22 protein-coding genes are annotated in these 24,629 nt (G+C 72.7%); 18 read left to right on the forward strand and 4 right to left on the reverse strand.

Features of this window, described 5'->3' with window-relative positions:
- The first annotated feature begins 284 nt into the window (after nt 1-284).
- The 17 genes from EKH77_RS26570 to EKH77_RS26650 all read left to right on the forward strand — a co-directional run bounded on the left by EKH77_RS26570 (nt 285) and on the right by EKH77_RS26650 (nt 20,823).
- Nucleotides 285-2,180, forward strand: coding sequence for a DUF5941 domain-containing protein (locus EKH77_RS26570; RefSeq protein WP_430981013.1), 1,896 nt, complete (start codon nt 285-287; stop codon nt 2,178-2,180).
- Nucleotides 2,177-2,929 carry a sugar phosphate nucleotidyltransferase gene (locus EKH77_RS26575; protein ID WP_126916809.1) on the forward strand — a complete coding sequence of 251 codons (753 nt, stop codon included), beginning with the start codon at nt 2,177-2,179 and terminating at the stop codon, nt 2,927-2,929. The genes EKH77_RS26570 and EKH77_RS26575 overlap by 4 nt, the downstream gene beginning before the upstream one ends.
- Nucleotides 2,917-3,978 (forward strand): iron-containing alcohol dehydrogenase family protein, encoded by a 1,062-nt coding sequence (locus EKH77_RS26580; protein WP_126916810.1) that lies wholly within the window; start codon nt 2,917-2,919, stop codon nt 3,976-3,978. Before EKH77_RS26575 ends, EKH77_RS26580 begins: the two co-directional genes overlap by 13 nt.
- The gene (locus EKH77_RS26585) at nt 3,956-4,735 is read left to right on the forward strand and encodes a CDP-alcohol phosphatidyltransferase family protein (RefSeq protein WP_126916811.1); all 780 of its coding nucleotides are present in this window, start codon (nt 3,956-3,958) and stop codon (nt 4,733-4,735) included. Before EKH77_RS26580 ends, EKH77_RS26585 begins: the two co-directional genes overlap by 23 nt.
- The gene (locus EKH77_RS26590) at nt 4,732-5,628 is read left to right on the forward strand and encodes a glycosyltransferase family 2 protein (protein ID WP_126916812.1); all 897 of its coding nucleotides are present in this window, start codon (nt 4,732-4,734) and stop codon (nt 5,626-5,628) included. The genes EKH77_RS26585 and EKH77_RS26590 overlap by 4 nt, the downstream gene beginning before the upstream one ends.
- Nucleotides 5,629-5,719: 91 nt before the next feature.
- Nucleotides 5,720-6,655: an ABC transporter permease gene (locus EKH77_RS26595; protein WP_126916813.1), complete on the forward strand. Its 936-nt coding sequence runs from the start codon at nt 5,720-5,722 to the stop codon at nt 6,653-6,655.
- The gene (locus EKH77_RS26600) at nt 6,648-7,436 is read left to right on the forward strand and encodes an ABC transporter ATP-binding protein (RefSeq protein ID WP_126916814.1); all 789 of its coding nucleotides are present in this window, start codon (nt 6,648-6,650) and stop codon (nt 7,434-7,436) included. The genes EKH77_RS26595 and EKH77_RS26600 overlap by 8 nt, the downstream gene beginning before the upstream one ends.
- A 403-nt stretch (nt 7,437-7,839) precedes the next feature.
- The gene (gene hpnC / locus EKH77_RS26605) at nt 7,840-8,739 is read left to right on the forward strand and encodes a squalene synthase HpnC (protein ID WP_126916815.1); all 900 of its coding nucleotides are present in this window, start codon (nt 7,840-7,842) and stop codon (nt 8,737-8,739) included.
- A complete protein-coding gene (hpnD, locus tag EKH77_RS26610; RefSeq protein WP_126916816.1) occupies nt 8,736-9,686 on the forward strand; it encodes a presqualene diphosphate synthase HpnD in 951 nt (316 codons plus the stop codon). Before hpnC ends, hpnD begins: the two co-directional genes overlap by 4 nt.
- A 145-nt stretch (nt 9,687-9,831) precedes the next feature.
- Complete coding sequence (gene hpnE / locus EKH77_RS26615) at nt 9,832-11,292, forward strand: hydroxysqualene dehydroxylase HpnE (RefSeq protein ID WP_126916817.1); 1,461 nt, start codon at nt 9,832-9,834, stop codon at nt 11,290-11,292.
- Between the two features lie 44 nt (nt 11,293-11,336).
- Nucleotides 11,337-12,431 (forward strand): polyprenyl synthetase family protein, encoded by a 1,095-nt coding sequence (locus EKH77_RS26620; protein ID WP_126918312.1) that lies wholly within the window; start codon nt 11,337-11,339, stop codon nt 12,429-12,431.
- Between the two features lie 134 nt (nt 12,432-12,565).
- Nucleotides 12,566-14,584 carry a squalene--hopene cyclase gene (shc, locus tag EKH77_RS26625; RefSeq protein ID WP_126916818.1) on the forward strand — a complete coding sequence of 673 codons (2,019 nt, stop codon included), beginning with the start codon at nt 12,566-12,568 and terminating at the stop codon, nt 14,582-14,584.
- Nucleotides 14,584-15,243 (forward strand): 1-hydroxy-2-methyl-2-butenyl 4-diphosphate reductase, encoded by a 660-nt coding sequence (locus tag EKH77_RS26630; protein WP_126916819.1) that lies wholly within the window; start codon nt 14,584-14,586, stop codon nt 15,241-15,243. Before shc ends, EKH77_RS26630 begins: the two co-directional genes overlap by 1 nt.
- 5 nt (nt 15,244-15,248) lie before the next feature.
- On the forward strand, nt 15,249-16,271 hold the full coding sequence (gene hpnH, locus EKH77_RS26635; protein WP_126916820.1) for an adenosyl-hopene transferase HpnH: 1,023 nt from the start codon (nt 15,249-15,251) through the stop codon (nt 16,269-16,271).
- A gap of 5 nt (nt 16,272-16,276) precedes the next feature.
- On the forward strand, nt 16,277-17,443 hold the full coding sequence (gene ispG / locus EKH77_RS26640; RefSeq protein WP_126916821.1) for a flavodoxin-dependent (E)-4-hydroxy-3-methylbut-2-enyl-diphosphate synthase: 1,167 nt from the start codon (nt 16,277-16,279) through the stop codon (nt 17,441-17,443).
- A gap of 66 nt (nt 17,444-17,509) precedes the next feature.
- A complete protein-coding gene (gene dxs, locus EKH77_RS26645; protein WP_126916822.1) occupies nt 17,510-19,432 on the forward strand; it encodes a 1-deoxy-D-xylulose-5-phosphate synthase in 1,923 nt (640 codons plus the stop codon).
- On the forward strand, nt 19,429-20,823 hold the full coding sequence (locus tag EKH77_RS26650) for an aspartate aminotransferase family protein (protein ID WP_126916823.1): 1,395 nt from the start codon (nt 19,429-19,431) through the stop codon (nt 20,821-20,823). Before dxs ends, EKH77_RS26650 begins: the two co-directional genes overlap by 4 nt.
- A gap of 29 nt (nt 20,824-20,852) precedes the next feature.
- Here the strand turns inward: EKH77_RS26650 and EKH77_RS26655 are convergent, their stop codons facing one another.
- Together EKH77_RS26655 and EKH77_RS26660 are read right to left on the reverse strand one after the other, a co-directional pair.
- Nucleotides 20,853-22,052, reverse strand: coding sequence for an MBL fold metallo-hydrolase (locus EKH77_RS26655; RefSeq protein WP_240667545.1), 1,200 nt, complete (start codon nt 22,050-22,052; stop codon nt 20,853-20,855).
- Between the two features lie 48 nt (nt 22,053-22,100).
- Nucleotides 22,101-22,748: an alpha-ketoglutarate-dependent dioxygenase AlkB family protein gene (locus tag EKH77_RS26660; protein WP_126916824.1), complete on the reverse strand. Its 648-nt coding sequence runs from the start codon at nt 22,746-22,748 to the stop codon at nt 22,101-22,103.
- Between the two features lie 125 nt (nt 22,749-22,873).
- Between EKH77_RS26660 and EKH77_RS26665 the strand changes: the two genes are divergently transcribed.
- The gene (locus EKH77_RS26665; RefSeq protein ID WP_126916825.1) at nt 22,874-23,434 is read left to right on the forward strand and encodes a carboxymuconolactone decarboxylase family protein; all 561 of its coding nucleotides are present in this window, start codon (nt 22,874-22,876) and stop codon (nt 23,432-23,434) included.
- 37 nt (nt 23,435-23,471) lie between these two features.
- On the opposite strand, the gene EKH77_RS26670 is transcribed toward EKH77_RS26665, so the two are convergent.
- Nucleotides 23,472-24,245 carry an SAM-dependent methyltransferase gene (locus tag EKH77_RS26670; RefSeq protein WP_126918314.1) on the reverse strand — a complete coding sequence of 258 codons (774 nt, stop codon included), beginning with the start codon at nt 24,243-24,245 and terminating at the stop codon, nt 23,472-23,474.
- A gap of 138 nt (nt 24,246-24,383) precedes the next feature.
- Nucleotides 24,384-24,626 (reverse strand): DUF397 domain-containing protein, encoded by a 243-nt coding sequence (locus tag EKH77_RS26675; protein ID WP_126916826.1) that lies wholly within the window; start codon nt 24,624-24,626, stop codon nt 24,384-24,386.
- Nucleotides 24,627-24,629: the final 3 nt, after the last annotated feature.

A 24,629-nucleotide genomic window follows, 5' to 3' on the forward strand; every position in this document is an offset into this window, starting at 1 on the left:
CCTGTAGGGGCCGGTTCCCGGGCCCCCGCCCGGGCCGGGAACGCCCGGGTGCACGTGCGGTGAACTCGGCCTTCCGGTGATCCGATAGCCTCTGCCGTCGTGTGCCGTGCGCCGCCCCGCAGACCGGGGCCCGGCGCGGCACGCCAGCCGCCCGCCGCGTCCTGCGGCCGCATGGCGGCCACGCCAGCCGCAAGGAGTGAGTTCGTCTGTCGACCGCCATCCTCACCGGTCCGCCGCCCGCCGGCTCCTCGCTCGAGGACGACCTGCGGGCGCTCGGCTTCGACGTGCGCACCGCGACCGGTGCCGCGGGCGCGGCCGGGGAGCTCGCCGCGGTCCCGGCCGCCGAGCGCGTCGCCGTCGTCGACCCCCGCTTCACGGGACACGTCCACGCCCTGCGCCTGGCCCTGACCGACCCCCGCTTCCCGGCGGGCGCCGTACCGGGTGCCCTCGCGGTCCAGGCGGAAGCGCGGCAGGCGCTCGCGCTGGCGCTGACCGAGACGGCGGGCGCCGGCCCGACGCCGGCCAGTGCTCCCCCGGTCGCCCCGACCGCCGGCCGCCCGGCGGCCGAGGGCGCCGCGAAGCCCGCCGCGTCCGGCGCGGCGGCCGCCCGGCCGGAGGGCTCGCGCCCGGTCGAGCCGGGCGAGGCAGGGGCCGGCACCGGCCCGGCCACCCCAGCCGAGGCCGCGGCCCTGGGCGAGCCGCTCCCCGACACCCTCGCCGCCCGGCTGGAGGCCGGCGGCGTGACCGTGCACCGCCCCGAGCTGGGCGTGCTCGTCGCCGAGCTGCCCGAGGGCGCGGACGCCCGCGCGAAGGCGCTGGCGGAGGTCGCCGCCGTCGACGACGAGGCCGTGCGGCTGCGCGCCGCCGTGAAGTCCCGCGACGGCTTCTTCACGACCTTCTGCGTCAGCCCGTACTCCCGGTACATCGCCCGCTGGTGCGCCCGCCGCGGCCTCACCCCCAATCAGGTGACGACCGCCTCCCTGCTGACCGCGCTGATCGCGGCCGGCTGCGCGGCCACCGGCACCCGGACCGGGTTCGTCGCGGCCGGCGTGCTGCTGATCGCCTCGTTCGTCCTGGACTGCACCGACGGGCAGCTCGCCCGCTACTCGCTGCAGTACTCGACGCTCGGCGCCTGGCTCGACGCGACCTTCGACCGGGCCAAGGAGTACGCCTACTACGCGGGCCTCGCCCTGGGCGCCGCCCGTGGCGGCGACGACGTCTGGGCGCTCGCGCTCGGCGCCATGGTCCTCCAGACCTGCCGGCACGTCGTCGACTTCGCCTTCAACGAGGCCAACCACGACGCCACCGCCAACACCAGCCCCACCGCCGCCCTCTCCGGCAGGCTCGACAGCGTCGGCTGGACCGTCTGGGCCCGGCGCATGATCATTCTGCCCATCGGCGAGCGCTGGGCGCTGATAGCGCTGCTCACGGCGCTCACCACCCCCCGGGTGACCTTCGTCGTCCTGCTGATCGGCTGCGCCTTCGCCGCCTGCTACACCACCGCCGGCCGGGTGCTGCGCTCGCTCACCCGCAAGGCGAAGCGCACCGACCGCGCCGCCCAGGCGCTGGCCGACCTCGTGGACTCCGGCCCCGTGGCCGAGGCCGTGGGCCGCCTGCTGGGCCGCCGGGTGCCCGGCGGCTCGTACAGCGCCCCCTACTGGGCGCTGCTCGCCGCCGTGGCCCTGTTCGTCTGGCCGCTGGCCGCCGGAACCCTGGGCACCTGGCAGGGCCTGGCCCCCGCCGCGGTGTACGCGCTGCTCGCGGGCGTCGCCGTGGCGCACGCCCTCAAGGGGCCGCTCGACTGGCTGCTCCCCGCCGTCTTCCGGGCCACCGAGTACGGGATCGTCCTGCTCCTGGCCGCCCGCTCGGCGGCCCCCGGCGCCCTGCCCGCGGCTTTCGGGCTGGTCGCCGCGGTCGCCTACCATCACTACGACACGGTGTACCGCATCCGCGGCGGCACCGGCGCGCCCCCGCACTGGCTCGTACGGGCCATCGGCGGGCACGAGGGACGCGTGCTGGCGGTCACCGCCGCCGCCTCCCTGTGGCACGGCCGAGGCTTCACCATCGCGCTGACGGTCCTGGCGGCCGCCATCGCGCTCGTGGTGCTCAGCGAGAGCATCCGGTTCTGGGTGTCCTCCGGGGCGCCCGCAGTCCACGACGAAACAGGAGAACCCGCATGATCGGCCTCGTGCTGGCCGCCGGCGCCGGACGGCGTCTGCGCCCCTACACCGACACGCTGCCCAAGGCGCTGGTGCCGGTGGGCCCTGAAGGGGATGAGGAGTCGACGACCGTCCTCGACCTGACCCTCGGCAACTTCGCCGAGGTCGGCCTGACCGAGGTCGCGATCGTCGTCGGCTACCGCAAGGAGGCCGTGTACGCGCGCAAGGAGGCCCTGGAGGCCAAGTACGGCGTCACCCTCACCCTGATCGACAACGACAAGGCCGAGGAGTGGAACAACGCCTACTCCCTGTGGTGCGCCCGTGACGTGCTCGGCCGCGGTGTGATCCTCGCCAACGGCGACACCGTCCACCCCGTCTCCGTCGAGAAGACGCTGCTCGCCGCGCGCGGCGACGGCAAGCGGATCATCCTCGCCCTGGACACGGTGAAGAACCTCGCCGACGAGGAGATGAAGGTCGTCGTCGACCCCGACAAGGGCGTCCAGAGGATCACCAAGCTGATGGAGCCCGCCGACGCCACCGGCGAGTACATCGGCGTCACCCTCATCGAGGCCGACGCCGCCGCCGAGCTGGCCGACGCCCTGAAGGCCACCTTCGAGCGCGACCCCGACCTGTACTACGAGGACGGCTACCAGGAGCTCGTCCACCGCGGCTTCAAGATCGACACGGCCCCCATCGGCGAAGTGAAGTGGGTCGAGATCGACAACCACGACGACCTCGCCAAGGGCCGGGAGATCGCGTGCCAGTACTGACGAGGCTCATCCCCTCGCCGGTCGTCGTCGACATCCGCGCCGGAGCGCTGGACAACCTGGCCGGGCTCCTCCACGACCAGCGGATCTCCAGCTCCGGCAAGCTGGCCGTCGCCATCAGCGGCGGCTCCGGGGCGCAGCTGCGCGAGCGGCTCGCCCCGGCGCTGCCGGGCGCCTCCTGGTACGAGGTGGGCGGCGGCACCCTCGACGACGCCGTCCGGCTCGGCGACCGCATGAAGAAGGGGCGCTACGACGCGGTCGTGGGCCTCGGCGGCGGGAAGATCATCGACTGCGCCAAGTACGCGGCCGCCCGCATAGGGCTTCCGCTGGTCGCCGTGGCCACCAACCTCTCGCACGACGGGCTCTGCTCGCCGGTCGCCACCCTCGACAACGACGCGGGCCGCGGCTCCTACGGCGTGCCCAACCCGATCGCCGTCGTCATCGACCTGGACATCATCCGCGAGGCCCCCTCGCGCTACGTCCGCTCCGGGATCGGCGACGCGATCTCCAACATCTCCGCCGTCGCCGACTGGGAGCTCGCCCACCGCGAGCGCGGCGAGGACATCGACGGGCTGGCCGCCGCCATGGCCCGCCAGGCCGGCGAGGCCGTGCTGCGCCACCCCGGCGGCGTCGGCGACGACGCCTTCCTCCAGGTGCTGGCCGAGGGCCTGGTGCTCACCGGCATCTCGATGTCCGTCGCGGGCGACAGCCGGCCGGCCTCCGGCGCCTGCCACGAGATCAACCACGCCTTCGACCTCCTGTTCCCCAGGCGCGCCGCCAGCCACGGCGAGCAGTGCGGCCTCGGGGCAGCCTTCGCGATGCACCTGCGCGGTGCCCACCAGGAATCCGCGCTCATGGTCGAGGTGCTGCGCCGCCACGGTCTGCCCGTGCTGCCGGGCGACATCGGCTTCACCGACGACGAGTTCGTCTCGATCGTGGAGTACGCGCCGCAGACCCGCCCCGGGAGGTACACCATCCTGGAGCACCTCGACCTCTCCACCGATCAGATCAGGGACGCGTACGCCGACTATGCACAAACCATCAGTCGCTGAACTCCGCCCGGTCGTCCACCCCGCGGGTGTGAAGGACCGGCGCAGTGGCGAGCACTGGATGGGCCGCCTGTACATGCGGGAGATCTCGCTGCGGGTCGACCGCCATCTGGTGAACACCAGGGTCACGCCCAACCAGCTCACCTACCTGATGACCGTGGCGGGCGTCCTCGCGCTCCCGGCGCTGCTGGTGCCGGGGATCTGGGGCGCCGTCCTCGGTGTGGTCATGGTGCAGCTCTATCTGCTGCTGGACTGTGTCGACGGCGAGATCGCCCGCTGGAAGAAGCAGTACTCGAACTCCGGGGTGTACCTGGACCGGGTCGGCGCCTATCTGTGCGACGCCGCGGTCCTGGTCGGCCTGGGTCTGCGCGCCGCCGACCTGTGGGGGAGCGGCCGGATCGACTGGCTGTGGGCCTTCCTCGGCACGCTCGCCGCGCTCGGCGCCGTCCTGATCAAGGCCGAGACGGACCTCGTCGGCGTCGCCCGCCACCAGGCCGGGCTGCCGCCGGTCAAGGAGTCCGCGTCCGAGCCGCGCTCCTCGGGCATGGCCCTGGCCCGCAAGGCCGCCGCCGCCCTGAAGTTCCACCGGCTGATCCTCGGCATCGAGGCGTCCCTGCTGATCCTCGTCCTCGCGATCGCGGACGCGGCCCACGGCGACCTGTTCTTCACCCGTCTCGGCACCGCCGTCCTCGCGGGCATCGCGCTGCTGCAGACGGTGCTGCACCTGGTGTCCATCCTGGCGTCGAGCAGGCTGAAATGAGCGATACGAGCATGAAGGTCGGCGCGGTCGTCCTGACCATGGGCAACCGCCCCGACGAGCTGCGCGCCCTGCTGGAGTCCGTCGCCAAGCAGACCGGCGACCCCATCGAGGTCGTCGTCGTCGGCAACGGCTCCCCGCTGCCCGAGCTGTCCGTGCCCGGCCTGGCCGTGCGCACCGTCGAGCTGCCGGAGAACGTGGGCATCCCGGCCGGCCGCAACGTCGGCATCGAGGCCTTCGGCCCCGCCGGCCGGGACGTGGACGTCCTGCTCTTCCTCGACGACGACGGGCACCTGCCGAACCAGGACACGGCCCAGCTGTGCCGGGAGGCGTTCGCCGCCGACCCGGAGCTGGGCATCATCAGCTTCCGGATCGCCGATCCGGACACCGGCGTCACCCAGCGCCGCCACGTGCCCCGGCTGCGGGCCTCCGACCCGATGCGCTCCTCGCGCGTGACGACCTTCCTGGGCGGCGCCAACGCGGCGCGCACCCGGGTCTTCGCCGACGTCGGCGGGCTGCCGGACGAGTTCTTCTACGCCCACGAGGAGACCGACCTGGCCTGGCGGGCCCTGGACGCGGGCTGGATGATCGACTACCGGTCGGACATGGTCCTCCACCACCCGACGACCGCCCCGAGCCGCCATGCCGTTTATCACAGGATGGTGGCCCGGAACCGGGTCTGGCTGGCCCGCCGCAATCTGCCCGCGCCGCTGGTCCCCGTCTACGTCGGGGTCTGGCTGCTGCTGACCCTGGCCCGGCGGCCCTCCCTGCCCGCGCTGCGCGCCTGGCTGGGCGGCTTCCGGGAGGGCTGGACGACTCCGTGCGGGCCACGGCGCCCGATGAAGTGGCGTACCGTGTGGCGCCTGACCCGACTGGGTCGTCCCCCCGTGATCTGACAAGCTCGTATCCGAGAGTCGTGTCGAAGAGCATCGGGCGCGCACCGGGGCAGGGCCCCGGGAGCGCGCCTTGAGGACGAAAGTGTCAACTGTGAGCGAGACAACGCACGACAGTGCGGTCGCCCTGACTGTGCCGTCGTCACCCGACGACGGACTGCCCGCCGCCGAGCTGGCCCGCAAGTACGGCCTCGCGGTGAGCGGCGCCCGGCCGACCCTGGGCGAGTACGCGCGGCAGCTGTGGGAGCGGCGCCACTTCATCTCCGCCTTCTCCCGGGCGAAGCTGACCGCTCAGTACAGCCAGGCCAAGCTGGGCCAGGTCTGGCAGGTGGCCACGCCGCTGCTGAACGCCGTCGTGTACTACTTCATCTTCGGCGTGATGATGGACCAGAAGCGCGCGATGTCGGTGAACACCTACGTGCCGTTCCTCGTGACCGGTGTGTTCGTCTTCACCTTCACCCAGAGCTCGGCGATGGCGGGCGTCCGGGCGATCGCGGGCAACCTGGGCCTGGTCCGGGCGCTGCACTTCCCCCGGGCGGCCCTGCCGATCTCCTTCGCGCTCCAGCAGCTCCAGCAGCTGCTGTACTCGATGGTCGTGCTGGCCCTCGTCCTGGTCGCCTGCGGGCACATGCCCTCGATGGCCTGGCTGATGATCGTCCCGGTGCTGGCGTTCCAGTTCCTCTTCAACACCGGACTGGCGCTGATCCTGGCCCGCGCGGGCAGCAAGACCCCCGACCTGGCCCAGCTGCTGCCGTTCCTGCTGCGCACCTGGATGTACGCCTCGGGCGTGATGTACAGCCTGGTCGACAACCTCAAGCGGACCCACGCGTCCCAGTGGGTGATCGATCTGCTGGGGGCCAACCCGGCGGCCGTCTACATCGACCTGATGCGCTACGCGCTGATCGACGACTACGGGGCGAAGCACCTGCCGCCGCACGTATGGCTGCTGGCGATCGGCTGGGCCGTGGTGATCGGCGTCGGCGGCTTCGTCTACTTCTGGAAGGCTGAGGAGAAGTACGGCCGTGGCTGAGCAGATCATTCCCAAGGGTGCCGAGCGCGTCCCCACCGTGATCGCGGAGGACGTCCACATCGTCTACCGCGTCTACGGCGGCAACACCGGCCGGGGCAGTGCCACGGCCGCCCTGAACCGGATCGTCCGCCGGCAGCCGAGCGCCGGGGTGCGGGAGGTGCACGCCGTCAAGGGCGTGAGCTTCACCGCCTACCGGGGCCAGGCCATCGGCCTGATCGGCTCCAACGGCTCGGGCAAGTCGACCCTGCTCAAGGCGATCGCCGGGCTGCTGCCCACCGAGCGCGGCAAGGTCTACACCGACGGTCAGCCCTCGCTGCTGGGCGTCAACGCCGCCCTGATGAACGACCTCACCGGCGAGAAGAACGTGATGCTCGGCGGACTGGCGATGGGCATGTCCCGGGAGCAGATCCGCGAGCGCTACCAGGACATCGTCGACTTCTCGGGGATCAACGAGAAGGGCGACTTCATCACCCTGCCGATGCGCACCTACTCGTCCGGCATGGCGGCGCGGCTGCGGTTCTCCATCGCGGCCGCCAAGGACCACGACGTGCTGATGATCGACGAGGCGCTGGCCACGGGCGACCGGGCCTTCCAGAAGCGCTCGGAGGAACGCATCCGCGAGCTCCGCAAGGAGGCCGGCACGGTGTTCCTGGTCAGCCACAACAACAAGTCCATCCGGGACACGTGCGACCGGGTGCTGTGGCTGGAGCGCGGGGAACTGCTGATGGACGGGCCGACGGACGAGGTCGTCCGGGCCTATGAGAAGGAAACGGCCCGCTGACGCGGATGTGATGTGCGAGGCCCCCGCCGCGCTGTCGCGGCGGGGGCCTTGACCGTTCCGTGACGATCAACTGGCTTATTGTCAGGGCTGATTGGGCGCTCGCGTGGCATTGTGAGGATCAAGCACATACCCCGGCGAGCGTCGGACACCTGTGCGGCGTACGCTGTAGCCTGCTCTTTTGCGGCTGTTTTGGCCCGGGGCGTGGCGATACACGCGGACGGTCCCGCCACCGGGGTCGCGATGAAGCGGCCCGGAGGGAGGCCAGGGGCACGGCCCGCCCTGCGGCGTGTCCGAAATAGGATGTTCTGGGTCGGCAGTGTAGAACGGGAGATGTGACGGCAATGGTTACGGGAACTCTCCAGATCAGAGACGCGTACGCCGTCCCCGGTCCGGGCAGCCCGCGATGACCGCGGGGACGGACGCGCACGCGCGCGCCGTGCTCGACAAGGCCGCGCACGAGAACTTCCCCGTGGCGCCCTTCTTCGTGCCGCGCTCCTGGCGTGCCGATCTCATGGCGATCTACGGCTACGCCCGCCTCGTCGACGACATCGGCGACGGCGACCTGGCCCCCGGCGGCCGCGACGCCGAGCTGCTCGGCCTGGACCGCGAGCAGACCGACGACCGGCTCGCCATGCTCGACGCCTTCGAGGCCGACCTCCGGCGCGTCTTCGACACCACCGGCACGGGCCCGCGCCACCCGCTGCTGCTCCGCCTGCGTCCGACCGTCCGCCGGTGCGGTCTGACCCCCGAGCCCTTCCTGGGCCTGATCGAGGCGAACCGCCAGGACCAGCGCGTCCGCCGCTACGGGACCTACGCCGACCTGCTCGCCTACTGCGAGCTGTCCGCCAACCCCGTCGGCCGCCTCGTCCTGGGCATCACCGGCACCACCAGCCCCGAGCGGGTCCGCCGCTCGGACGCGGTCTGCACCGCCCTGCAGATCGTCGAACACCTACAGGACGTCGCCGAGGACCTCCGGCGCGACCGCGTCTACCTGCCCGCCGACGACATGGCGCGCTTCCGCGTCACGGAGGCCGACCTCGCCCTCCCGACCGCCGGCGCGTCAGTGCGCGCCCTGGTCGCGTACGAGGCGGAACGCGCCCGGCGCCTGCTGAATGAAGGCACCCCCCTGGTGGGTAGCGTCCACGGCAGGCTGAAGCTGTTGCTCGCGGGATTCGTGGGCGGAGGGAGGGCCGCACTCGCCGCGGTCACCGCCGCGGGGCACGACGTTCTCCCCGGACCGCCCAAGCCCACCAAGCTCAGCCTGCTGCGCGAGGTGGGGGCGACACTGCGAAGAGAGGGGTGAGCCGGGACGTGACTGGAACGCCACAGACGTCGCCGCCGGTACTCGCCGCGTACAGCTACTGCGAAGCCGTCACCGGACAGCAGGCCGGCAATTTCAGCTACGGGATCAGGCTGCTGCCCACCGCCAAACGGCGGGCCATGTCGGCGCTGTACGCCTTCTCCCGGCGCATAGACGACATCGGTGACGGGACCTTGGACCCCGAGTCCAAGCGGCTCCGGCTGGAGGACGCCCGCACCACGCTCGACCGGATCCGCGCCGGCGACATCGACGAGGACGACACCGACCCGGTGGCCGTCGCGCTCGCCCATGCCGTGCGCCGCTTTCCCATCCCCATCGGCGGCCTCGACGAGCTCATCGACGGCGTCCAGATGGACGTCCGCGGCGAGACCTACGAGACCTGGGACGAGCTCGCCCACTACTGCCGCTGCGTCGCCGGCGCCATCGGACGGCTCTCCCTGGGCATCTTCGGCACCGTGCCCGGCGCACGGGACGCCGCACGCGCCCCGGAGTACGCCGACACGCTGGGCCTGGCGCTCCAGCTCACCAACATCCTCCGCGACGTCCGCGAGGACGCGGCCAACGGCCGCACCTACCTGCCCTCCGAGGACCTCGCCAAATTCGGCTGCTCCGCCGGATTCCACTCCGCCCTGCCCCCGGCCGGCGCGGACTTCACCGGCCTGGTCCACTTCGAGGTCCGGCGCGCCCGCGCGCTGTTCGCCGAGGGCATGAAGCTCCTCCCCATGCTCGACCGGCGCAGCGGCGCCTGCGTCGCGGCCATGTCCGGCATCTACCGCCGGCTGCTGGAACGCATCGCCGAGGAGCCCACGGCGGTGCTGCGCGGCCGCGTCTCCCTGCCGGGCCACGAGAAGGCCCTCGTCGCCGTCCGCGGACTCTCCGGGTACGACGCGCGCAGCGTCCACCGGCAGACCGCCAGGGGGCGCGTTTGATGACCCGCGCCCGCGCCACGACGACCCGCACGAGCCGTACGCCCGGTGAGGCGGTCCACCGCACCGGAAACCACCGCGCCGGAAACCGGTGCGCAACCCTCCGCCCGGCGGACGCGTCCCTGACAGCAGCCGAGGGGATGGGCGCATGACAGAACGAACGACAACCCGGCCCGACCGGCTCCGCACGGACCAAGCAGGCCGCCCCGACGGGGCGGCCGCGGTAGTCATCGGGGGCGGACTCGCGGGCGTCACGGCGGCCCTCGAGCTCGCCGCCGCGGGCCTTCGCGTCACCCTGCTGGAGAGCCGGCCCCGCCTCGGCGGGCTCGCCTTCTCCTTCCGCCGCGGCGAGCTGACCGTCGACAACGGCCAGCACGTCTACCTGCGCTGCTGCACCGCCTACCGCTGGTTCCTCGACCGGATCGGCGGCGCCCACCTGGCCCCCGTCCAGGACCGGCTCGACGTGCCCGTCCTGGACGTCGGCCACCCTTCCGGCAGGCCCCGCCTCGGCCGGCTGCGCCGCGCCGCCCTGCCCGTCCCCCTCCATCTGGCCGCCAGCCTCGCCACCTACCCCCACCTCTCGCTCGCCGAGCGCGCCTCGGTCGGGAGGGCCGCGCTGGCACTGCGCGCCCTCGACCTCGAGGACCCCGCCCTGGACGGCACCGACTTCGGCACCTGGCTGCGCCGCCGCGGCCAGTCGCCCCGGACGGTCGAGGCCCTGTGGGACCTGGTGGGCGTGGCCACCCTCAACGCCACCGCCGGGCACTCCTCACTGGCCCTGGCCGCCATGGTCTTCAAGACCGGCCTGCTCTCCGAGCCCGGCGCCGCCGACATCGGCTGGGCCCGGGTGCCGCTCGGCGAGCTCCACGACACGATGGCCCGCGACGCGCTGGACGCCGCCGGCGTCCGCGTCGCGCTGCGCACCCGCGCCACCCGGATCGCCCGCCCGGCCGACGGCGGCTGGCAGGTCGACACCGAGGCCGGGCCGGGCAAGGGCGAGCGGCTGGAGGCCGACACCGTCGTCCTGGCCGTGCCCCAGCGCGAGACCCACGCGCTGCTGCCCGAGGGCGCCCTCGACGAACCCGACCGGCTGCTGGGCATCGACACCGCGCCGATCCTCAACCTCCACGTCGTCTACGACCGCAAGGTCCTGCGGCAGCCCTTCTTCGCCGCGCTCGGCAGCCCGGTGCAGTGGGTCTTCGACCGCACCGACTCCTCCGGGCTCGCCGCCCGGGACAAGGCCGCGCAGTACCTGGCCGTGTCCCAGTCCGCCGCGCGGGACGACATCGACCGGCCGGTCGCCGAGCTGCGCGAGCGCTACCTCCCCGAGCTGGCCCGGCTGCTGCCGGCCGCCCGGACGGCACGGGTGAAGGACTTCTTCGTCACCCGCGAGCGGACGGCGACGTTCGCCCCCACCCCGGGCGTCGGCCGGCTCCGGCCCGACGCCCCCACGAACGCGCCCGGCCTCTACCTGGCCGGTGCGTGGACCGCCACCGGCTGGCCCGCGACCATGGAGGGCGCGGTGCGCAGCGGTCTCGCCGCCGCCGGCGCGGCCCTCTCGGAGCTCGGCCTGCCCCACCGGAGCCCCCTGCGGGAGGCGGCGGTATGAACCAGCGAGCCCTCAAGGCGCGCGTACCCGCGAGCGGGACGCGCATGAGCACGACCACCACCAGAGGAGAGACCGTGACATCGGCGATCCCAGCTGTCGACACCGCGGGCGTACGCGCCCTGCTGGAGCGCGGACGGACGCTTGCCACGCCGGTGCTGCGTGCCGCCGTGGACAGGCTCGCGGCACCCATGGACACCGTCGCCGCCTACCACTTCGGCTGGATCGACATCGACGGCAAGCCCGCCCACGGCGACCCGGGCAAGGCCGTCCGGCCCGCCCTCGCCCTGCTGTCGGCCGAGGCCGCCGGCGCCCCGGCCGAGACCGGCATCCCGGGCGCGGTCGCCGTGGAGCTCGTCCACAACTTCTCGTTGCTGCACGACGACCTGATGGACGGGGACGAGCAGCGCCGCCACCGCGACACCGTCTGGAAGGCCTACGGCCCGGCCCAGGCCATCCTCGCGGGCGACGCCCTCTTCGCGCTCGCCAACGAGATCCTGCTGGAGCTCGGCACGGTGGAGGCCGGGCGGGCCACCCGTCGGCTCACCACCGCCACCCGCAAGCTCATCGACGGCCAGGCCCAGGACATCTCCTACGAGCACCGCGAGCGCGTCACCGTCGCGGAGTGCCTGGAGATGGAGGGCAACAAGACCGGCGCGCTGCTGGCCTGCGCGGTCTCCATCGGTGCGGTCCTCGGCGGCGCCGACGACCGCACGGCCGACACCCTGGAGGCCTACGGCTACCACCTGGGCCTCGCCTTCCAGGCCGTCGACGACCTGCTGGGCATCTGGGGCGACCCGGAGACCACCGGCAAGCAGACCTGGAGCGACCTGCGGCAGCGCAAGAAGTCCCTCCCCGTGGTCGCCGCCCTCGCGGCCGGCGGTCCCGCCTCCGAGCGGCTCGCCGGCATCCTCGCCGCCGATGCCAAGCTCACCGACGCGCAGCTCGCCGACTTCGACGAGGAGGAGTTCGCCTCCCGCGCCGCGCTGATCGAGGAGGCGGGCGGCCGCGAGTGGACCGAGCAGGAGGCCCGCCGCCAGCACGCCACCGCCGTCGAGGCCCTCGATGGCGTGGACATGCCCGCGGAGGTCCGCGCGCAGCTCGTCGGGCTCGCCGATTTCGTCGTCGTGCGGAAGAGTTGATCGCTATCGGCGCGAAGTAGTCCCGCGGTCGCCGGCCGGTGCCTCGTGTGTGCGGCACCGGCTGACGGAACCCCCCGAAGTACGGCAGTCACAGCAGTACGGCAGAGAAGGAACTCACTGCATTAGGGGAAACCATGACAGCGACGACCGACGGCACCGGGGAGTCACCGCTCCCCGAGGCCGAGGCCGGCCACAGCACCACCGTTCCGGCGCCCGCCACGGCGGCCCCCGGAGCGCCGAAGACGCGTGAAGCCGCGGCGCGGGCCGTCACCCTCGCCACGGAACACCTGCTGGCCCGCCAGGACGCGGCCGGCTGGTGGAAGGGCGACCTGGAGACCAACGTCACCATGGACGCCGAGGACCTGCTGCTGCGCCGGTTCCTGGGCGTCGACGACGAGCGGACCACGGCCGCCGCGGCCCGCTTCATCCGCTCCCGGCAGCGCCCCGACGGCACCTGGGCCACCTTCCACGGCGGCCCCGCCGAGCTCTCCGCCACCGTCGAGGCCTACACCGCCCTGCGCCTCGCCGGGGACGCCCCCGACGCCCCCCACATGGCCGCCGCCTCCGCCTGGGTCCGCGCACAGGGCGGCGTCGCCGCCGCCCGCGTCTTCACCCGGATCTGGCTGGCCCTCTTCGGCTGGTGGCGCTGGGAGGACCTCCCCGAGCTCCCACCCGAGATCATGTACCTGCCGAAGTGGGTGCCCCTCAACCTCTACGACTTCGGCCAGTGGGCCCGGCAGACCATCGTCCCCCTGACCGTCGTCTCCGCCCTGCGGCCCGTCCGCCCCGCGCCCTTCGCCCTCGACGAGCTCCACACCGACCCCCGCCGGCCGGCCCCGCCCCGCCCCCTCGCCCCCGCCACCAGCTGGGACGGCGTCTTCCAGCGCCTGGACAAGGCGCTCCACGTCTACCACCGCCTCCCCGTCGCCCCGCTGCGCAGGGCCGCGCTGCGCTCGGCGGCCCGCTGGATCGTCGAGCGGCAGGAGAACGACGGCTGCTGGGGCGGCATCCAGCCCCCCGCCGTCTACTCCGTCATCGCCCTCCACCTGCTGGGCTACGACCTCCGCCACCCGGTGCTGCGCGCCGGCCTCGAGTCGCTGGACCGTTTCGCCGTCTGGGACGAGGACGAGGACGGCGCACCCGTCCGGATGATCGAGGCGTGCCAGTCCCCGGTCTGGGACACCTGCCTGGCCACCACCGCCCTCGCCGACGCGGGCCTGCCCCCCGACCACCCGGCGCTGGTCAAGGCCGCCGACTGGATGCTGGACGAGCAGATCCTGCGCCCCGGCGACTGGACCGTGAAACGGCCGCACCTGGCACCCGGTGGCTGGGCCTTCGAGTTCGAGAACGACGCCTACCCCGACATCGACGACACCGCCGAGGTCGTGCTCGCCCTCAAGCGGGTCCGCCACCCCGACCCCGAGCGGATGGAGAAGGCGATCCGGCGGGCCGCCAACTGGGCGGTGGGCATGCGGTCGAGAAACGGCGCCTGGGGCGCCTTCGACGCTGACAACACCAGCCCGTTCCCCAACCGGCTGCCCTTCTGCGACTTCGGCGAGGTCATCGACCCGCCGTCCGCCGATGTCACCGCCCACGTCGTGGAGATGCTGGCGGTCCTCGGCAAGCGGCACGACCCGCGCGCCCGCCGGGGCGTCGAATGGCTGCTGGGCGAACAGGAGGAGTGCGGCGCCTGGTTCGGCCGCTGGGGCGTCAACTACGTCTACGGCACCGGGTCCGTGGTGCCCGCCCTGGTGGTCTCCGGCATCCCCGTCTCCCATCCGGCGATCCGCCGGGCCGTCACCTGGCTGGGCGAGGTGCAGAACCCGGACGGCGGCTGGGGCGAGGACCTCCGTTCCTACCGGGACCCCGAATGGATCGGCCGGGGTGCCTCCACCGCCTCCCAGACCGCCTGGGCGCTGATGGCGCTGCTGGCGGCGGGGGAGCGGGAGAGCGCGGTGGTGGAGCGCGGGGTGACCTGGCTGACCGACACCCAGCGGGAGGACGGCTCCTGGGACGAGCCGTACTTCACCGGCACGGGCTTCCCCTGGGACTTCTCCATCAACTACCACCTGTACCGCCAGGTGTTCCCGCTCACTGCCCTCGGCCGCTATCTCCACGGCGAACCCTTCGCCGAGACGCCGCTGGAGGGCTGATGACCGCCGGCACGGGTACTCCCGCCCCCGCACCGCTGCTGATCGCCTGCGCGCTCGGTATCGAGCGCCTCGCCCTGCGCGGCGGCCTCGGCGGCGCGGCCGGACCCGTGACCGTCCTGCGCACCGGGATGGGCCCGCAGGCCGCGGAACGCGCCGTGACCCGGGCCCTCGACGGCGGCGCCCCGCCCGGCTCCGGGGGCGAGACGGCGGTGATCGCCACCGGCTTCTGCGCCGGCCTGGCGCCGGGGATGCACCCCGGCGACCTGGTCGTCGCCGACGAGACCCGCGACCCGGCGGGCCGCACGGAGTGCGCCGGCGTGGAACTGCTCGCCAAGGAGCTCGCCCGGGTGGCGCCCCGGCGCGTCATCCACACCGGGCCGCTGGTCGGCTCCGACCACGTCGTCCGGGGCGCGGAGCGGGGAGCGTTGCACGCCGCCGGGGCGCTGGCGGTGGACATGGAGTCCGCGGCCACGCTCCGAAGCGCCGTGCGGGCCGGTGCCCGCCCCGTTGCGGCCGTAAGAGTGGTCGTGGACGCTCCCGAACATGAACTTGTGCGAATCGGGACCTTGCGGGGGGGAATATCGGCTTTCCGTGTGCTCCGCACCGTCCTGCCGGCTTTTTTCGAATGGCACCGTTCTTTGCTGCTCCCCAGGAGGTGAGCCAGATGGCCATGCCGCTTCGCCAGACCATCCGGGTGGGAACCTATCTCTTCGAACAGAAGCTCCGCCGGCGGGAGAAGTTCCCGCTGATCGTCGAGCTGGAGCCGCTCTACGCCTGCAACCTCAAGTGCGAGGGCTGCGGGAAGATCCAGCACCCGGCCGGGGTGCTCAAACAGCGGATGCCCGTCGCCCAGGCGGTCGGCGCGGTGCTGGAGTCGGGCGCGCCGATGGTGTCCATCGCCGGCGGCGAGCCCCTGATGCACCCTCACATCGATGAGATCGTGCGCCAGTTGGTGGCCAGGCGGAAATACGTCTTCCTGTGCACCAACGCCCTGCTGATGCGGAAGAAGATGGAGAAGTTCACCCCCTCTCCGTACTTCGCCTTCGCCGTGCACATCGACGGGCTGCGCGAGCGCCACGACGAGTCCGTGGCCAAGGAGGGGGTGTTCGACGAGGCGGTGGAGGCGATCAAGGAGGCCAAGCGCCGGGGCTTCCGCGTCACCACCAACTCCACCTTCTTCAACACCGACACCCCGCAGACCATCGTCGAGGTGCTCAACTTCCTCAACGACGAGCTGCGCGTCGACGAGATGATGATCTCGCCGGCCTACGCCTACGAGAAGGCCCCCGACCAGGACCACTTCCTGGGCGTCGAGCAGACCCGGGAGCTGTTCAGGAAGGCGTTCGCCGGGGGCAACCGCTCCCGCTGGCGGCTCAACCACAGCCCGCTCTTCCTCGACTTCCTGGAGGGGAAGGTCGACTTCCCCTGCACCGCCTGGGCCATCCCCAACTACTCGCTCTTCGGCTGGCAGCGCCCCTGCTACCTGATGAGCGACGGATACGTGCCCACCTACCGGGAGCTGATCGAGGAGACCGACTGGGACAAGTACGGCCGCGGCAAGGACCCCCGGTGCGACAACTGCATGGCGCACTGCGGCTACGAGCCCACCGCCGTCCTCGCCACCATGGGCTCGCTCAAGGAGTCGCTGCGCGCGGCCCGCGAGAGCGTCGCCGGAAACCGGGGCTGACCGCGATGGCCACCGCGGAGCCCGTCTCCCTCGGGCTGCCCGTGCCACCGGCCCGGCCCCTGGCGGTACGCCGCGCGTCACGGCGCATCCAGGTGGGCCGGGTGCCGGTGGGCGGGGACGCCCCCGTCTCGGTGCAGTCGATGACGACGACGGTCACGGCCGACGTCGGCGCCACGCTGCAGCAGATCGCCGAGCTGACGGCGGCGGGCTGCCAGATCGTCCGCGTCGCCTGCCCCTCGCAGGACGACGCGGACGCGCTGCCGGTCATCGCCAGGAAGTCGCAGATCCCGGTGATCGCCGACATCCATTTCCAGCCGAAGTACGTCTTCGCCGCCATCGACGCCGGGTGCGCGGCGGTGCGCGTCAACCCGGGCAACATCCGGCAGTTCGACGACAAGGTCAAGGAGATCGCCAGGGCGGCGGCCGCGGCGGGCACCCCGATCCGCATCGGTGTCAACGCCGGGTCCCTGGACAAGCGCCTGCTGGGCAAGTACGGCAAGGCCACCCCGGAGGCCCTGGTGGAGTCGGCGCTGTGGGAGGCGTCCCTCTTCGAGGAGCACGGCTTCCGCGACATCAAGATCTCGGTCAAGCACAACGACCCGGTCGTCATGGTCAACGCCTACCGCCAGCTGGCCGCCCAGTGCGACTACCCGCTGCACCTCGGCGTCACCGAGGCCGGCCCGGCCTTCCAGGGCACCATCAAATCGGCCGTCGCCTTCGGCGCCCTGCTGGCGGAAGGCATCGGCGACACCATCCGGGTCTCCCTCTCCGCCCCGCCCGTGGAGGAGGTGAAGGTCGGCATCCAGATCCTGCAGTCCCTGGGCCTCCGCCCGCGCCGGCTGGAGATCGTCTCCTGCCCGTCCTGCGGCCGCGCCCAGGTCGACGTCTACAAGCTCGCCGACGAGGTCACGGCCGGGCTGGACGGCATGGAAGTGCCGCTGCGCGTCGCCGTCATGGGCTGCGTCGTCAACGGCCCCGGCGAGGCCCGCGAGGCCGACCTCGGCGTCGCCTCCGGCAACGGCAAGGGCCAGATCTTCGTCAAGGGTGAGGTCATCAAGACCGTCCCCGAGTCGAAGATCGTGGAGACCCTCATCGACGAGGCCATGAAGCTCGCCGAACGGATGGAGAAGGACGGCACCGGCTCGGGCACGCCGGCCGTCACCGTCCTCTGATGAAACCGGCGGAGTCCGATCACCCGGCCCGGCACACCGGGCCGACGACAGGAGGAGGGGGCCGACGTGTCGTTGCTGGAGAACATCCGCGGTCCGCGCGACCTGAAGGCACTGGACGGCGAGGAGCTCACCGACCTCGCCGAGGAGATCCGCCACTTCCTGGTCCACGCCGTGGCCAGGACCGGCGGCCACCTCGGGCCGAACCTCGGCGTGGTCGAGCTGACCATCGCCCTGCACCGGTCCTTCGACTCGCCCTCGGACCGCATCCTGTGGGACACCGGGCACCAGTCCTACGTCCACAAACTGCTCACCGGCCGCCAGGACTTCTCCAAGCTGCGCGGCAAGGGCGGCCTCTCCGGCTACCCCTCGCGCGAGGAGTCCGAGCACGACGTCATCGAGAACAGCCACGCCTCGACCGTCCTCGGCTGGGCCGACGGCCTCGCCAAGGCCAACCAGGTCCTCGGCCGCTGGAACGACCACGTCGTCGCCGTCATCGGCGACGGCGCCCTCACCGGCGGCATGGCCTGGGAGGCCCTCAACAACATCGCGGCCGCCAAGGACCGCCGGCTGATCATCGTCGTCAACGACAACGAACGCTCCTACGCCCCCACCATCGGCGGCCTCGCCGACCACCTGGCCACCCTGCGCACCACCGACGGCTACGAGCGCGCCCTGTCCTGGGGCAAGGACGCCATCCAGGGCCTGCCGCTGGTCGGCAAACCGCTGTACGAGTCGCTGCACGGGGCGAAGAAGGGCTTCAAGGACGCCTTCGCCCCCCAGGGCATGTTCGAGGACCTGGGCCTGAAATACCTCGGCCCGATAGACGGCCACGACATCGCGGCCGTCGAGTCGGCGCTGCGCCGCGCCAAACGCTTCCACGGGCCCGTCCTCGTCCACTGCCGTACGGAGAAGGGGCGCGGCTACCAGCCCGCCCTGCGGGACGAGGCGGACCGCTTCCACACGGTGGGCGCGATGAACCCGCTCACCTGCGAGCCCCTCGCCCCGCCGGCCGGGCGGTCGTGGACGTCGGTCTTCGGAGACGAGATGGTACGGATCGGCGCCGAGCGGCCCGACGTCGTCGCCATCACGGCGGCGATGCTCGACCCCGTGGGCCTGACCAAATTCGCGACGGCCTACCCGGACCGGGTCTGGGACGTGGGCATCGCCGAGCAGCACGGCGCGGTATCGGCGGCGGGCCTGGCCACGGGCGGCCTCCACCCCGTCTTCGCCGTCTACGCCACCTTCCTCAACCGCGCCTTCGACCAGGTGCTGATGGACGTCGCCCTCCACAAGTGCGGCGTGACGTTCGTCCTGGACCGGGCCGGGGTCACCGGCACCGACGGGCCGTCCCACAACGGCATGTGGGACATGTCCATCCTCCAGGTCGTCCCCGGCCTGCGGATCGCCGCCCCGCGCGACGCCGACCAGCTGCGGGCCCAGCTGCGCGAGGCCGTCGAGGTCGAGGACGCCCCCACCGTCGTCCGCTTCCCCAAGGAGAACGTGGGCGAGAGCATCCCGGCCGTCGGCCGGACCGGCGGCATGGACGTGCTCGCCCGGCCGGCGGACACCGACGGGGCCGACGTGCTGCTGGTCGCGGTGGGCGCCATGGCCCGGGTGGCGCTGGACGCGGCCGACCTGCTGGGCGCCCGGGGCACGAGCTGCACCGTCGTCGACCCGCGCTGGGTCAAACCCGTCGACCCGGCACTGCCGCCGCTCGCCGCCCGCCATCGCGTGGTCGCCGTCGTCGAGGACAACAGCCGCGCCGGCGGTGTCGGCTGGGCCGTGGCCCAGGCGCTCCGCGACGCCGACGTCGACCTGCCCGTACGCACCTTCGGCATCCCCGAGCAGTTCCTGGCCCACGCCAAGCGCTCGGAGGTGCTGGCGGACGTGGGGCTCACCCCCGCCGAGATCGCCGGGCGGATCAGCGCCGTACTCGCCAGGGACGAGGAGCGGGCCAAGGCCGAGGAGAAGGAGACGAGCAGGGCATGACCGCCGACGGCACCGAGAGATTCGACCTGACCCGGCTGCTGGCCGAGCGCGGCGGCGAACGCTACGACCTCCACGCCCGCCACCTCAACCACCAGCTGCCGCGCATGCTCCGCACCATCGGCTTCGACAAGGTCTACGAGCGGGCGGAGGGCGCGTACTTCTGGGACGCCGAGGGGCGGGACTATCTCGACATGCTCGCCGGCTTCGGCGTGATGGGCCTGGGCCGGCACCATCCCGTGGTCCGCAAGGCGCTCCACGACGTCCTGGACGCCTCGCTCGCCGACCTCACCCGCTTCGACTGCCCGCCGCTGCCGGGCCTGCTCGCCGAGCGGCTGCTGTCGTACACCCCGTACCTGGACCGGGTGTTCTTCGGCAACAGCGGCACCGAGGCCGTGGAGACCGCCCTGAAGTTCGCCCGGTACGCCACGGGCAGACCCCGCGTGCTGTACTGCGCCCACGCCTTCCACGGCCTGACCGTCGGCTCCCTCTCCGTCAACGGCGAGAACGGCTTCCGGGACGGCTTCGCGCCCCTGCTCCCGGACACCCCGGTCCCGCTCGGCGACCTGGACGCCCTCGAACGGGAGCTGCGGCGCGGCGACGTGGCGGGCCTGATCGTCGAGCCCGTCCAGGGCAAGGGCGTCCACGAGGCCCCACCCGGATACCTCCGCGCCGCGCAGGACCTCCTCCACCGCCACAAGGCCCTCCTCATCGCGGACGAGGTGCAGACCGGCATCGGGCGCACGGGCGCCTTCTACGCCCACCAGCACGAGCCGGGCGTGGAGCCGGACCTGGTGTGCGTGGCGAAGGCGCTCTCGGGCGGCTACGTTCCCGTGGGCGCCACGCTCGGCAAGGACTGGATCTTCAAGAAGGTCTACTCGTCCATGGACCGCGTCCTCGTCCACTCGGCCAGCTTCGGCTCCAACGCGCAGGCCATGGCCGCCGGCCTGGCGGTCCTGGCCGTCATGGAGGACGAGGGGATCGTCGCCAACGCCCGCACCACGGGCGAACTCCTGCGCTCCCGCCTCGCGGCGCTCGTCGACAAGTACGAGCTGCTGCACGACGTGCGCGGCCGCGGCCTGATGGTCGGCATCGAGTTCGGCCGCCCCAGGTCACTGGGCCTGCGCGGCCGCTGGACGATGCTCCAGGCGGCCCGCAAGGGCCTCTTCGCCCAGATGGTCGTGGTGCCGCTGCTCCAGAAGCACCGCATCCTCACCCAGGTCTCGGGGGACGAGGTGGAGGTGATCAAACTGATCCCCCCACTCATCATCGGCGAACGCGAGGTGGACCGCTTCGTGACGGCCTTCACGGCAGTCATGGACGAAGCCCACAACGGCGGCAGCCTGATGTGGGACTTCGGCAGAAACCTGGTGAAGCAGGCGATGACACGGTGACGGTGTGGGCAATCGTCCCGCAGGGCGCCCTACCGCTCCTCGGCAAGGTCGAACTCACGCTGCAGTTCGGTCTCCGGGATGACGGCCGGGGCCTCGTGGCTGCGCCACGGGTGGCTGATGGGAGGTGCCACCGCTCGCCACCAAGGATCCACGGGGACGGCGCCGGCGGGCTCGAAGGGTTCGCCGGGCTTGGGGAGCGCCACGACATACCCGGTCTCTTCCGCCGCGTCCTTCGACCACTCCGCGGGCTCCGCCCACGGGTGCGGGGCGAGGTTGAACGTGCCCCAGTGGATCGGCACCATGACGCCCCGCGTGGCGTCGCCGCCCTGGAGGTCGAGGTGAGCGCGCATGCCCTCCTCCGGGGTCATGTGGATGTCCGGCCAGAACTCCGAATACGCGCCGACCTGCATCATCGTGGCGTCGAACGGCCCATACCGCTCGCCGATGGCGGTGAAGCCGGGGAAGTAGCCGGTGTCGCCGCTGTGGAAGATCCGGTGCTCCGGGCCGGCGACCACCCAGGAGGCCCACAGGGTGTGCTGGGTGTTGCGCAGCGCGCGGCCGCAGAAATGCCGGGCGGGGGTGGCGGTGAGGGTGAGCTCGCCGATCCGGGTCGACTCGTGCCAGTCGAGCTCGGTGATCCGGTCCGCCGGGACGCCCCAGTGCTCCAGGTGGGCGCCGACGCCGAGGGGGACGACGAAGGCGACGCCGGTGCGGCGGGCCAGCGTCCGGACGGTCGGCATGTCGAGGTGGTCGTAGTGGTCGTGCGAGATGACCACGGCGTCCAGCGGGCCCGTCTCGGCCAGCGGCACCGGCACCGGGTGGAGCCGCCGGGGGCCCGCGAAGGAGAAGGGCGAGCAGCGCTCGGACCAGACGGGGTCGAAGAGCACCCGGCGGCCGTCGATCTCGGCGAGGACACTGGAGTGGCCCATCCAGGTCAGCCGCAGCCCGGAGGCCGGGGGAACGGCCAGGTCGGCGACGGTGGTGGGGTGGACGGGCACCGCGTGGACCGGGGCGCGCAGGGCGCGCTCCTCCTTGCGGAAGTAGGTGGGCAGGAACTTCAGCATGGAGCCGGACGGCGTACGGCGCGTGCCCTCCGGGTTGACGAACACGCCGTCGGCGAAGTGCGGCGACCTGCGGATGCGCGCCATCCGCTCCCCCGCCGGATCCACGCCGAAGGCGGCGGGACGCAGCGCGTCCAGGGGCGGGCGGAACGGGCGGGAGCCGGTCACGGCACCTCCAGGGTCGGGCAGGCAGGTCGTCCCATTATCCGCCGGGCGTCACAGGCCGCTCACGCGCAGGGTCACGTTGAGCCGCCCCTTGAGCCCCAGCCGGGGCGGGGCGGTGCCCGGCAGGATCCGGGGCACGCCGTGGTAGGCCTGCCGGGACGGGCCGCCGAAGACGAAGAGATCGCCGCTGCGCAGCTCGACGTCCGTCCAGGGGCGGGTGCGGCCACCCGGATGGCCGAAGCGGAAGACGCAGGAGTCGCCGAGGCTCAGGGAGACGACGGGCGCCGGGGACTTCTCGTCGGCGTCGCGGTGCAGGCCCATTTTGGCGCCGGCGTCGTAGAAGTTCACCAGCGCGATGTCGTACGGCTCCGGCCCGGCCGGGCGGCCGTACGCGCGGGCCACCGCGGCCCGCGCCAGTTCGTCCAGCCAACGGGGGAACGGCTTGACCGGGGCGCCGTCGCCGTCGACGACGGTGCGGGCGTAGCCGTAGGGGAACCAGTGCCAGCCCAGCCCGACCGAGCGCACGGACATCTCGCCCCCGCTGGGCATGCGTACCGTGCGCAGGCCCGCCGGGGGCCGGGCCCACTCGCGGCAGGCCGCCAGGAGGCGGTGCTGGGCTTCCTCGTCCAGCCAGCCCGGGACGTGCACGGCGCCCGGAGCGACCTCGGTCACCGGCCGCGGGAAGAGCTCACCGTCCATGCGGTCAGCCTATGCGCGGGCACCTGGGGCACCGACAAAAGATCTTCGTCCGGTGATGTCACATCCGGGCGGGGTCGTCCCGTCGTAGGGGTGACAGCAACCGTTCTCCCCTGGAGGCACCGGCCATGGCCCGCATCTCCCTCACCCCGCCCCGCACCCTGCTGAACCGGCTCACGGCCTGGTACAGCAGGCGGACCTACGGCAAGGTCATCGACCCGCTGCTCGCCATGGGGCACAACCGCAGGGTGCTGATGACCGACGCGCGCTTCGAGAAGTCGCTGGCCCGCTGGAACGCGTTGGACAGTGGGCTCAAGGAGCTCGCCGTGATGGCGTCGGCGGCGGCGATCGGCTGCTCGTGGTGCATGGACTTCGGCTACTGGCTGAGCCACAACCAGGGCATGGCCCCCGACAAGCTGCGCGACGTGCCGCGCTGGCGGTCCAGCGACGCCTACACCCCGCTGGAGCGGGATGTCATGGAGTACGCCGAGGCGATGAGCGCCACCCCGCCGGCCGTGGAGGACGACCTGGCGGAGCGGCTGCGGCAGCGGCTCGGCGACGCGGCGTTCGTCGAGCTGACGGCGATGGTGGCGGTGGAGAACCTCCGCTCGCGGATCAACTCGGCGCTGGGGCTGACCAGTCAGGGCTTCAAGGACAGCTGCGAGATCCCGGCCCGTCCCGGCGCATGAGTCAGTCCTCGCGCCTGAGTCAGTCTTTGCGCCCGAGTCAGCCCTTGCGGCCCATGCCGCCGTAGAAGACGGTCTCGCTGAGCTCCCGGGGCCCGGGGACCGGTCCGTCCGGGCGCCACAGCGGCACCCGGACCAGCCCCGGGTCGAGGAGCGCGAAGTCGCCGAAGAAGGGTTCGATGGCGGTGCGGCCGCGCAGGTTGAGGGCGGCGGTGGCGTTCTTGTAGGCGTCCAGCACGCCGTCCCGGGCGACGGTGTCGGTACGGCCCTGGGCGTAGCCCTCGTAGGGCTCCTCCGTGGCGTGGGACATCACCAGGAGACTGCCGGCGGGCAGGGCGTCGCCGAGGGTGGCGACGATGCCCGCCGGGTCCTCCTCGTCCTTGACGAAGTGGAGGACGGCGACGAGCAGCAGGGCCACCGGCCGGTCGAAGTCGATCAGCTCGCGGACGACCGGGTGCCCCAGGATCGTCTCCGGCTCCCGGACGTCGGCGAGGGCGAAGCCCGCCCCGCCCGCGCTGGTGAGCTTGGCCTCCGCGTGAGTGGCCACGATGGGGTCGTTGTCGACGTAGGCCACGCGGACGTCCGGCGCGGACTCGCGGGCCACCTCGTGGGTGTTGGGCGAGGTGGGGATGCCCGTGCCGATGTCGATGATCTGCCGGACGCCGCCGCGCACCGCCTCCCGCACGGCCCGGCGCAGGAAGGCGCGGTTGGCGCGGGCGGAGAGGCGCACCTGGGGGTGGGCCGCGATGACGCGCTCGGCGGCGGCCCGGTCGACCTCGTAGTTGTCCCAGCCGTCGAGGTAGTAGTCGTACATCCGGGCCGGGTGGGGCCTGCTGGTGTCGATCTCCTCGGCCGGTGTGCCCCGGCCGTCCGCGCCGTACTCGATCACGCCTTGATCGCCCTTCTATACGTCCGTTCGGTTTTTCGGTTCGCCACGAGGGCCGAGGATGCGCTACGCCAGCAGGAAATCGGCCTCGCCCGCCTTGGCGCCGCGGATGAAGGTCTCCATCTCGTGACGCGTGTAGATCAGCGCGGGACCGCCGGGGTCGGTGGACTGGCGCAGGGCCACCCGGCCGTCGCACAGCCGCATGGCCTCCACGCAGCTGCCGCCGTTGCCGCCGCTCCACGGCTTGCTCCAGCCCTCGGTGCCGAGGTCGGTCGCGGGCATGCCGTTGTAGACGCGGTCCGGATCCATGGT

This window comes from Streptomyces luteoverticillatus, assembly GCF_003970715.1.
GTDB classification, from domain to species: Bacteria; Actinomycetota; Actinomycetes; order Streptomycetales; family Streptomycetaceae; genus Streptomyces; species Streptomyces abikoensis.